This window comes from Micromonospora sp. NPDC004540, assembly GCF_040610095.1.
GTDB lineage: Bacteria > Actinomycetota > Actinomycetes > Mycobacteriales > Micromonosporaceae > Micromonospora.
This window is the reverse complement of the sequence record NZ_JBEXLR010000151.1, coordinates 1-10,729: the sequence shown is the minus strand read 5'-3', so window position 1 is coordinate 10,729 and position 10,729 is coordinate 1. Positions and strand designations below refer to the sequence as shown.

Below are 10,729 nucleotides of genomic sequence, written 5' to 3'. Positions count from 1 at the left end.
CGACACCGGCTTCTCGGCGTTCGGCAGGCTGGTGGCCGGCCGGGTGCCGATCAGGCCGGTGAACCAGGACGACTCCGGCTGGGCGCGCGCCGCGAAGCCGATGGTGACCGCCAGCCCGGCCATGGTGGCCCAGGCCAGCCGGCTCACGGTCAGCCAGCCGCCGGTGCAGATGGCGGCGGCGACGCTCACCCCGGCGGTGAGCGCGATGGCGCCGATCGAGTCGGCCCCCAGGTAGGGGCTGCCCACGATCACCACGGCCGCCCCGCCGACCGCGACCATCACCATCGGCCGCCACGCCCGGCGGACCCGCTGGGCCAGCCAGCCGCCGCAGAGCAGCGCGCCGGCGATGAACACGCCCAGGCCCACGGTGCCCAGGCCGGCGTACCGGCCGCCCTCCAGGGCGGAGTAGCCGATCACGCCGTTGAGCTGCAACCGGGAACCGGTGAGCACGTCCACCCCGACCACCAGGGTGGCCAGCGCGGCCACCGCGCCGAGCGGCCCGAGGGTGCGCTCGTGGCCGGGGCTGAACCGGACCGCGACGGTGCCGCCGACGATCAGCAGGGCGGTCACCGAGGCGAACCACCAGCCGGCGTGCTGCCCCCGCCACCAGGGCACGGCGTCGGCGAGCAGGGCGGCCGGCACGGCGAGCGCGGCGGCGATCAGCAGCAGCTCCACCGCCGCCACCACCCGCCGGGACACCGGCTCGGGCCCGTGCGGGCCGGCGTGCCGGCGGGCCCGGCGCAGCAGCGGCAGCACCGCCACGGCGAGGGCCACCTGGGCGGCGGCGAGCAGGGTGAAGAACCAGCCGGCGACCCGGCGCTGGGCGGCGGCCTCCCGGTCGGCGTCGGCCGGGGCGTCGATCGCGGCGCGCAGGTCGTCGGGGCGGTCGCCGACGGACACGGCGGGCCGGCCGAGGAAGAGCCGCTCGGGCATCGGCCGGCCCAGGGCGGCCAGCGCCGTGGGGGCCAGGTCGACCAGTTGCAGGTAGCCCTCGCGGGCGGTGCTCGGCGAGGTCAGCCAGCCCTTGTCCCAGCCCGGGCCGTCGGCCATCGCGACGTGCAGCCGGGACGGCGTGTCGGTGTCCGAGACGCCGGCCACCAGCACCAGCGAACGCGGCGGCCGGGCGGCGAGCACCCGGGCGAGCTGGGCGTCCACCTGGCGGGCCTGGGCGGCCCGGACGGTCGGGTCCTCGCCGTCGACGGTGCCCAGGTCGACGATGCTCAGCACGCAGGAGCCGAGCAGCTTCGCCGGGTCGGCGGGGAGCACCGCGGCGTAGCGGTCGACGCGGCCGAACGGACGGGCGGCGGCCACCGCGGCGCCCGGTCCGACCGCCACCGAGCAGCGCACCGACTCGGCCAGCGCCCCCGGGGTGGCCCCCCAGGAGAGCCGGTCCTGGTTGTACGCGACGACGCCCTCCTGCTCCGGCAGGTTCGCGCCGATCCCGTCCGGCTGTTCGACGGTCACTCCGGCGGCCGGGCACCCCCCGCCCGGTCGGCTGCCGTTCCAGGCGGCGAAGTTGCCGGCGCCCAGCGTGAGCCAGCCGTCGACCGGGCAGGTGGGCCGGTGCGCGGAGCGTACCGAGAGGGAGCCGATCGAGCCCTGCTCGGCCATCCGCCACAGCGTGGGGGTGGCCTGCGGGTCGACGTCCTCCCAGCGCAGCCCGGCCGCCCCGGCCACCACCACGAAGTCGGCGCTGCGCTCCGGCGCGCCGCTGTCGGGGCGGGCGGCCAGCGCGGTGATGCCGAGCGCCACCACGACCAGGGTCAGCAGCACCGGGGTCAGTCTGCGCAGCATCACCGGATCCCCGTCGAGTGCTCGGGCGTCAGCTCGGCGTAGAGGTCGACCAGGGCGCCCGTGGTGTCCGCCTCGGTCGGCCAGCTCGCGGCCCGGGCGGCGCCCCGCCGGCCGAGGTCGGCCCGGCGGCCCTCGTCGTCGAGCAGGTCGCGCACCGCCGCGTCGACGGCGTCCACGTCGCCGGCGGGAACCAGCACCGCGGCGTCCCCGACCAGCTCCGGTAGGCCGCCGACGGCGGTCGCCACCAGCGGTACGCCGGCTCCCAGCGCCTCCTGGGCGAAGAGCTGGCGGGCCTCCCAGTCGCTGGTCACGACGGCGAGGTCGGCCGCGCCGAGCAGGTCGGCCACGTCGGTGCGGTGCCCGAGCAGGGTCACCGGCGCCCGCGCGGCCGAGATCCGCGCGGCGAGCGACAGGTACGCGGGCCCGCTGCCGGCGATCACCACCAGCGGCGCGGGTCGGCGGCCCCGCCACCGGGCGGCCGCGTCGACCAGGATGTCGTACCGCTTCTGCGGGTGCAGCCGGCCCACCGAGAGGATCAGCGGGCGGTCGGCGGCCACGCCGAACTCGGCGCGGACGGCGGCCCGGCGGCGGCGCGGTGCGGGCAGTGCCGGGGCGGCGACCGGGGCGAGTCGGGCGTCGGCGGCGCCGAGCGCGGCGGCCCGCTCGACCAGGTCGGCGGAGGCGCCCAGCGCGACCCGGACGTTCCGCGCGACGATCCGTTCGGCGAGCCGGGACAGCCCGCCGCGCAGCCCGCCGGCGAGCACGGCGTTGTGCCAGGTGACCACGAGCGGGGCGGCCGGGCGGGCGAGCACGGCCACCAGGCCGGCGCGCAGCCCGTGCGCGTGCACGACGTCCACCGGCGGGTCCGCGAGGGCCCGGCGCAGCGCGGCGACGGCCCGCGCGTCGGCCGGAGTGGGGCTGGCCGGGATCTCCACCGGCGTGAACCGGGCGCCCACCCCGGTGAAGTCGAACTGGTCCTGGGTGGCGGCCGGGCCGCAGACCAGCACGGACGCGCCGGCTTCGGTGAGGCCCCGGGCGATCGAGCGGACGTGCTGCCCCACCCCGCCGGTGCTGGAGGCGAGCACCAGGGCCACCGAGCCGGGCCACCGCGGCGTCGACGAGGCGTCCGTCATGAGGAAACGGTCTCCTTTCCGTCGCCCCGCTCCCCGGGGTGCTGGTCCTCCCGCGGGCCGTCGCCGCCGGGCGGGCGTCGCCGGCCGAGCCGGCGGGTCACCGCCGCGAGCAGCGGCCGGAGGTCCCGGGCGTCGGTCGCCCAGGCGACGGCGAGGAACAGGGCGCCGACCACGACCCCGGACAGCATGCCCTGAGCGAGGGCCTCCGCTGTCGTCGGGGTCCCGTCGGCGAGCCCGGCGAGTCCCCGGGCGGTGGCCGCGCCGCCGAGCCCGGCCACCGCGGCGGCGAGCAGGCCGGCCGCGCCGGCCCGCCCGACGCCGGCCAGGGCGGCCGGGCCGGCGGAGCGGAGCACGGCGGCGATCAGCAGTCCGCCGAGGAGCAGCATCCCGGCGGAGGTGGCCAGGGTCACCGCGAGCACCCGGTCCGCGAGGGGCAGCAGGTGCCCGAGCAGCACGGCCAGCGCCGGCACGCTGAGCCAGCCGAGCGCGGTGGCGACGGTGGCCGTCCGGGTCTCGCCGCGGGCGTAGAGGGCCCGGGTGAGCACCGCGAACAGGCCGTAGCCGAGCAGGCCGGGGGCGAAGCCGGCGATGCCGGCCGCAGCCGTGCCGGCGTCGGCGGGGTCGAAGAAGAAGTGCCCGACCGGGATCGCCGTGCCGACCAGCGCGGCGGCCCCGAGCAGGCTGAACAGCACCACTCCGCGGACCGCCGGGGCGAGCGTCTCCCGGTAGGCGCGCTCGTCGCCGGCTGCCCGGGCCGCCACCAGCGTCGGGTACGCGGCCACCGCCAGCGGCACGGCCAGCACCGACCAGGGCAGGAAGTAGATCGTCTGGGCGAGGTTGTAGACGCCGACGTCGGCGGTCCGGCCGAAGGTGACCTGGTTGAGCGCGACGACCAGGGCGATCTGCTGGGCGGCGACGGTGACCACCCCGGCGGCGGCCAGGCCACCGACCCGGGCCCGGGCGTCGGCCGGGAACCGGAAGCCGAGCCGCGGCCGCAGCCCCAGCCGGCGCAGCGGGATGAGCAGGGACAGCGACAGCACCACCACGCCGAGCGTGGTGCCGCCGGAGAGCAGCAGCTCGCCGCCGGGGCCGACCTCGCCGACGCCGGCCAGCCGTCCCTCGGCGGCGGTGAAGCCGAGGTAGACCACGATGACGGTGACGCTGGACAGCAGCGGGGCGATCACCGGCCAGGCGAACCGCCGGTGTGCCTGGAGCACCCCGGTGAGCACGATGCCGACGCCGTAGAGCGGCAACTGGGGGGCGAAGACCCGCAGCATGCGCGCCCCGGCCTCCTGCTGGGCGCCGTCCAGCCCGCCGCCCAGCAGCCCCAGCAGCGGGTCGGCGAGCAGCGCCACCAGCACCGCGAGGGGCACCAGCAGGCTGAGCGTCCAGGTCAGCAGCGCCCCCGTGGTGGCGGCCACCGCCCGCCGGTCCCCCGCCTCGACGGCGCCGGCCAGCAGCGGTACGACGAGGCTGGCCAGCGCCCCGCCGGCGACGATCTCGAAGATGAAGTTCGGGACGTAGTTCGCCACCAGGTAGGCGCCACCGAGGTCGGTGGGGGCGAGCGTCCAGGTGAAGACGGCGGTGCGGCCGAAGCCGGCGAGGCGGCTGACGACGGTGAGGACGGCGATGAGGGCGGCCGCTCCGGCCACGCGGCCGGCGCCGGCGAGGGGTGCCGGTTTCGTCACGTCAGTCGGGGAGCCGGCCCAGCTCGTCGAGGTGACGCAGCCCCGGGGTCCGCTGGATCACCTGGGTGAAGCTCACCTTCTCGCTGGCGGCGGTGAGGGCGGCGAGCACGGCCAGCACGCCGGCCCGGCCCAGCGGCCCGGTCCGCGCGGCCAGGCTCACGCCGAGCAGCGCGCCGAGCGCGTTGGCGCCGCTGTCGCCGAGCATGACCCGCTCGTCGAGGTCGTCCTGGACCAGCCCCGCGGCCGCCCCGACCGCGCCCGCCGCGATGCCCCCGTACGGGCCGGTGGCGAGCTTGGCGCCGAGCAGCATGCCGGACTTCAGCGCCCGGCCGGGGCGCAGGTCGAGCAGGTTGACCAGGTTGGCGGTGCCGGCCACCACGCCGGCGCCGAGCAGCACGTCCAGCCCGCGGCCCAGGGCGCCGGCCTGCTGCCGGCGGGGGTGCGCGGCGACCCGCCGGTCGGCGGCGAGCAGCGCCGCGGCGCCGAGCCCGGCCGCGCCCACGCCGGCGATCTTGACGAGCCCGGCGGTGATCCGCCCCTCGCGGAGCGCGGCGAGGTGCCCGGCGAAGCCCTTGGCGGCCTTCTGCTCGGGGCGCGCGCCGACGATGTCGTCGTAGAGCCCGACGGAGCCCGCGCCCACCCCGGCGATCAGGGCCGCGGCGCCGGCCGGGGCGCTGCCCGCGCCGAGCGCGCCCGCGGTGGCCGCGCCGACCGCGAGGGCCGGGCCGGCGGCGAGGGTGACGGTGCGGCCCCGGAAGTTGGTGCGCTCCAGCGCCGGCGCAGCCGGTGAGCTGCGAACCTCCCGCAGCACGTAGCGGGCGGCCAGCGCCCCCGCGCCGACGGCCAGCAGCCGACCCAGTCTCACGCGACCCCTCCGATCCGGATGTTCAGCGCGACGCGGTGCGGACCGGTCACTGGGGCAGTTTAGGCAGCAGGGCGGCGGCGTTGTCACCGACGCCGTACTGGCCGGCCTTCTTCTCGGTCAGCTGCTGCACCAGGGCGAGGCTGGTGACCAGCTGGCCCTGCACGGTGTTGGCGTTGTCGACCGTGGAGATGGTCTGGGAGAGCACCGGGTCGCCCCGGACCACGGAGACCACGTTGCCGCCGGCCGAGCCCATGCCGCCGACCACGATGGCGCCGGACCGGTCGAACTGCTCGGCGATCTTCACCACCGACTCGTCCTTCTCCGCCGAGAACTTGTCCACGTAGGGCTGGCCGCTGACCAGCACGACCGCCTCGGCGGCGCCGGAGATCTTGTCCTCCGGGGTGAGGTAGCCGGAGGTGGCGTAGTGCTGCAGCACCGCACGGCGATCCGCGTCGGTGACCGCCGGGCTGCCCTGCGGCCGGTCGAGCAGGACGCTCGCGAGCAGCGCGCTGGAGGTCTCCACGCCGTGCCCGTTGCCCGGCAGGCCGGAGGTGGGCACGCTGTTCGGGCGGGCCGCGGTGACGGCCAGCTCCAGCAGGTTGTTGTTGCTGTCCGGGTTGATGAACTTGTCCTGCACGTCGAGCCGGCCGGTGACGTTGGCCCCGGCGAGCTGGAGCATCTTCACCACGCCCTCGGTGTGGTCCCGGCCACTGGGCAGGCTGAGCACCAGCACCCGCCGGCCGCTCAGCTTGCCGGGGAGGACGACCTGCGCCATCTCGGCGGCGAAGTCCTCCTCCATGTCCAGTTCCTTCTGGAGGTTGTTGACCGACTGGCGCATCAGCGAGTTGTCCTTGCTGAGCCCGTTGACCCGCTCCTTGAGCGAGTCGGCAACCGGCCCGTTCAGGGCGGCCGTGCCGACCACCAGGCCGATCGCCAACGCCAGGAAGACCGCGGTCAGGGACACCACGTGGTAGCGGAAGTTGATCACGCTTGCAGCCTCTTGATCGTCGGGGAGCTAGAAGAGCTGGCCGAGCTGGAACACGAAATTGTCCCACCACTCCGACACCACACCCAAATACGCCTTCCCGACCGTGGAGACCGCCACCGCGGAGGCCATCGCGGCCACGGCCGAGAGGATGAGCAGCAGCAGCGAGGAGCCGGAGATGCTCTGCCGGTAGAGCCGGCTGACGCCCTTGGCGTCGACCAGCTTGCCGCCCACCTTGAGCCGGGTCAGGAAGGTCGAGGCCATGCCGCCCCGGCCCTTGTCGAGGAACTCCACCAGCGTGGCGTGGGTGCCGACGGCCACCAGCAGCGAGGCGCCCTTCTCGTCGGCCAGCAGCATGGCCAGGTCCTCGCTGGTGGCCGCGGCCGGGAAGGTGATCGCCGGGACCCCGAGGCCGTCGACCCGGGCCAGGCCCGGCGCCCGGCCGTCCGGGTAGGCGTGCACGATCACCTCGGCGCCGCAGCGCAGCACGTCGTCGGTGACCGAGTCCATGTCGCCGATGATCATGTCAGGGGTGTAGCCGGCCTCGACCAGCGCGTCGGCGCCGCCGTCCACGCCGATCAGCACCGGCTTGAACTCCCGGATGTAGGGGCGCAGCACGTCCAGGTCGGCCTTGTAGTCGTAGCCGCGGACGACGATGAGGCAGTGCCGGCCCTGGACCTGGGTCTGGATCTCCGGCACGCCGACGCCGTCGAGCAGCAGGTCGCGCTCCTGCTTGAGGTAGTCCATGGTGTTGGCGGCGAACGCCTCCAACTGCACGGACAGGCCCTCCCGGGCGTCGGCCATCGACTTGGCGACCGTCTCGGCGTCCTGGAGGGCGCCGTGCGCGACCGGCTCCTCGCCGACGAAGACCGTGTTGCCCTCGATGCGCACCACGTCGCCCTCGCGGATCTGCTCGAAGGCGCTCTCGCCGAGGTCGTCCAGGAGCGGGATGCCGGCCGAGATCAGCACCTCGGGGCCGAGGTTGGGGTAGCGCCCGGAGACCGACGGCTTGGCGTTGAGCACGGCGGCGACACCGACGGCGACCAGCGAGTCGGCCGCCACCCGGTCCAGGTCGACGTGGTCGATGACCGCGATGTCGCCGGGGCGGAGCCGCCCGACCAGGCGTTTCGTCCGGCGGTCGAGGCGCGCGGCACCGCGGATCGAGTCCGGTTCCGCGTTCCGGGTCCGGCGCAACGTGGGTAGACGCATCGTGACCATCCTGGCATGTGAGGCAGGTTTTGCTGTCGCGACATGCCTGAGCAGGGCCGCCTACCCAGGGAAGCACACCGGAGCGCACCCCGGTGTGCTTGCGCTCACAATCTCGGGATCACGGGCGCCTTTCCTTGGCCGCCACGGCCAGGAGTTCCTCGGCATGCGCGATACCCAGATCCGAGTCCGGCAAACCGGCGAGCATCCGGGCCAGCTCGCGAGCCCGCTCAGTGTCCTCCACCACCCGCACGCCGCTGGTGGTGACCGCTCCCCCGGTGTCCTTCGCCACCACCAGGTGCCGGTCCGCGAACGCCGCGACCTGCGGCAGGTGGGTGACCACGAGCACCTGGTGGCTGCGGGCCAGCCGGGCCAGCCGGCGGCCGATCTCCACCGCGGCCTGCCCACCGACGCCGGCGTCGACCTCGTCGAAGACCAGGGTGGGCGGGCCGCCGGAGCCGGCGAACACCACCTCGATGGCGAGCATCACCCGGGACAGCTCGCCGCCCGAGGCGCCCCGCTGCAACGGCAGCGCCGGCGCGCCCGGGTGGGCGAGCAGCCGCAGCTCCACCTCGTCGGCGCCGTCCGGGCCGACGCCGGCCTCGACCCCGTTGACCGGCAGGCTCGGCTCGGCCCGCCCGGCCGGACGGGGCAGCACGGCAACCTCGATCCGGGCGTGCGGCATGGCCAGCCCGGCCAGCTCGACGGTGACCTGCTCGGCGAAGCGGACCGCGGCCTCCTGCCGGGAGGTGGAGACCCGGCCGGCGAGGTCGGCCACCTCGCCGGCGAGCCGGGCCGCCTCCTTGTCGAGCTCGTCCAGCAGCTCGTCGGAGGTGTCCAGGTCGGACAGGCGGGTGCGGGCCCGCTCGGCCCAGGCGATCACGCCGTCGACGTCGTCGGCGTACTTCCGGGTGAGCCCGCGCAGCGCGGCCCGGCGCTCGTAGACGGTCTGCAGGCGGGCCGGGTCGGCGTCGAGCGCGGCGAGGTAGGTCGACAGCTCGGCGGAGACGTCGGCGACCAGGGTGGCGGCCTCCTCCAGCCGGGCGGCCAGCTCGCCGAGGGCGGGGTCGGTGCCGGCCTGCCCCTCCAGCGTGCGCCGGGCGGTGCCGAGCAGCGCGGTGGCGTCGGGGGTGTCGTCGGCCGCCTCCACGCCGCCGGCCACGCACTGCTGGGCCAGCTGGGCCGCGGTGCGCAGCCCCTCGGCGTGCTCCAGGCGCTGCGCCTCCGCCTTCAGCTCGTCGTCCTCGCCCGGCTGCGGGTCGACCCGGGTGATCTCGTCGAGGCCGAGCCGGAGCAGGTCGGCCTCCTGGTTGCGCTCGCGGGCGTTGCGCCGCCGGTCGGCCAGGTCGTCGACCACCGCCCGCCACCCGGTGTACGCCTCGCGCAGCGCGTCGAGCAGCTTCTCGTGCTCGGGGCCGGCGAACCGGTCGAGCGCGGCCCGCTGCTCGGCCGGGCGCAGCAGGCGCAGCTGGTCGGACTGGCCGTGCACGGCCACCACCTGCTCACCGACCTCGCCCAGCATCGACACCGGCATGCTGCGGCCGCCCAGGTGCGCGCGGGACCGGCCCTCGACGGTGACCGTCCGGCTCAGCAGCAGCGACCCGTCCTCGTCGGGCTCGCCGCCCGCGTCGGTGATCCGGGCGTGCACCGTCTCGGCCACCCGGCCGAGCAGCCGCAGCCGGCCCTCCACCACGGCGCGGCCCGGCTGGGCCCGCACCCGGCCGGCGTCGGCCCGACCGCCGAAGAGCAGGCCGAGGCCGGTCACCACCATGGTCTTGCCCGCACCGGTCTCGCCGGTGATGACGTTCATCCCGCCGGTCAGCGGCAGCGTGGTGTCCTCGATGACGCCCAGTCCGGTGATGCGCAGCTCTTCCAGCACAGCACCCGACAGTAGACGCGTCCTCCGACACTTGACCAGCCGGCGCGGGGCGGCTGGTGGGGTCGTACAGTTCTGCCCCGTGCTGGACGTGATCGGCCTGACCCCGGACGAGGAGCGGCTCTACCGCTGCCTCGTGCAGCTCACGACCGCGCGGGTCGGCGAGCTCGCCGAGCGGCTGGGCCGCCCGCGCGCGGACATCCTCGCCCAGCTCGACGCCCTGCGCGGCAAGGGACTGGTGCCGCCGGCCGGACCGGAGCCGGACGCGCCGCTGCGGCCGCTGGCGCCCGACGTCCCGCTCGGCGAGGCGCTGCTGCGCCGCCAGGAGGCGCTGGAGTCGGCCCGCGCGGCGGTCACCCAGCTCACCGAGGAGTACCGCGCCGGGATGCGCCGACACGACGCCGGGCACCTGGTCGAGGTCGTCACCGGCGGCCGGGCGCTCCGCGAGCGCCTGCGCGACCTGCAGAACGGCGCCCGCGTCGAGGTGCTCTGGTTCTGCCGGGCCAACCCGCTGGCCATGCCGGGCCAGGAGAACGTCGAGGAGTTCGACGCGCTGGCCCGCGGCGTCCGCTACCGGGCCATCTACGAACGCGAGATGCTCCTCGAACCGGGCGCCCTGGCGGACGTCGAGGAGGGCGTACGCGCCGGTGAGCAGGCCCGTGTCCTCGACCGGCTGCCGGTCCGGCTGGCCATCGTGGACGGTCGGACGGCGGTGTGCCCGCTGGTGCCCGAGCGGGGCAGCGGGGAGCCGACCGCCGCGGTGATCGGCCGCAGCCAGCTGCTGGACGCGCTGCTCGCCCTCTTCGAGAGCCACTGGCTCATGGCGACGCCGCTGAGCTCGGCCGCGCCACCGGTCGCCCCGGACGCGGCCGGCTACCGGCCGGATCCCGACGAGGCCCGGCTGCTGTCGCTCTTCGTGGCCGGTGTGCCGGACAAGTCGATCGCCTCGCAGCTCGGCGTGAGCCGGCGGACGGTGCAGCGCCGGCTGGCCGACCTGATGGCGATCGCCGGCGTGGACACCCGGCCGGGGCTGGCCTTCCAGGTCGCCCGGCGGGGCTGGATCTGAGCCGGGCGGGGCGGCACCGGGCGACCCCACCAACTGCGCAGGCACCGTCAAGGACTGCTTCAACTGAACCACCACATAACCCTGGGGAGTCCCTTTCCGCCGCGCCACGGCGGTGA

The 10,729-nt window shown here is 76.1% G+C and carries 8 protein-coding genes; 1 reads left to right on the top strand and 7 read right to left on the bottom strand.

Annotation, left to right across the window (positions count from 1 at the left end; all coding sequences use genetic code 11):
* The 7 genes from ABZV78_RS30160 to recN all read right to left on the bottom strand — a co-directional run.
* The coding region (locus ABZV78_RS30160; protein ID WP_355644047.1) for a hypothetical protein at nt 1–1,794 on the bottom strand (1,794 nt) is incomplete at its 3' end.
* A complete protein-coding gene (locus tag ABZV78_RS30155) occupies nt 1,794–2,927 on the bottom strand; it encodes a glycosyltransferase family 4 protein (RefSeq protein WP_355644045.1) in 1,134 nt (377 codons plus the stop codon). The genes ABZV78_RS30155 and ABZV78_RS30160, both read right to left, overlap by 1 nt.
* A complete protein-coding gene (locus ABZV78_RS30150; RefSeq protein ID WP_355644043.1) occupies nt 2,924–4,615 on the bottom strand; it encodes a lipid II flippase MurJ in 1,692 nt (563 codons plus the stop codon). The genes ABZV78_RS30155 and ABZV78_RS30150 overlap by 4 nt, the downstream gene beginning before the upstream one ends.
* A 1-nt stretch (nt 4,616) precedes the next feature.
* Nucleotides 4,617–5,480, bottom strand: coding sequence for a hypothetical protein (locus ABZV78_RS30145; protein WP_355644041.1), 864 nt, complete (start codon nt 5,478–5,480; stop codon nt 4,617–4,619).
* A gap of 46 nt (nt 5,481–5,526) precedes the next feature.
* Complete coding sequence (locus ABZV78_RS30140) at nt 5,527–6,468, bottom strand: copper transporter (RefSeq protein WP_355644039.1); 942 nt, start codon at nt 6,466–6,468, stop codon at nt 5,527–5,529.
* Between the two features lie 27 nt (nt 6,469–6,495).
* Nucleotides 6,496–7,674, bottom strand: a complete 1,179-nt coding sequence (gene steA / locus ABZV78_RS30135; protein WP_355644037.1) for a putative cytokinetic ring protein SteA — start codon at nt 7,672–7,674, stop codon at nt 6,496–6,498.
* A gap of 118 nt (nt 7,675–7,792) precedes the next feature.
* On the bottom strand, nt 7,793–9,550 hold the full coding sequence (recN, locus tag ABZV78_RS30130; protein ID WP_355644035.1) for a DNA repair protein RecN: 1,758 nt from the start codon (nt 9,548–9,550) through the stop codon (nt 7,793–7,795).
* 79 nt (nt 9,551–9,629) lie between these two features.
* Here recN and ABZV78_RS30125 point away from each other — a divergent pair, with 79 nt between their 5' ends.
* Nucleotides 9,630–10,613, top strand: a complete 984-nt coding sequence (locus ABZV78_RS30125; RefSeq protein WP_355644033.1) for a helix-turn-helix domain-containing protein — start codon at nt 9,630–9,632, stop codon at nt 10,611–10,613.
* Nucleotides 10,614–10,729: the final 116 nt, after the last annotated feature.

What these genes read in the sequence shown, in the direction of transcription:
- ABZV78_RS30155 (WP_355644045.1), bottom strand. Translation starts at nt 2,927, where the DNA reads ATGACGGACGCCTCGTCGACGCCGCGGTGGCCCGGCTCGGTGGCCCTG.
- steA (WP_355644037.1), bottom strand. Translation starts at nt 7,674, where the DNA reads ATGCGTCTACCCACGTTGCGCCGGACCCGGAACGCGGAACCGGACTCG.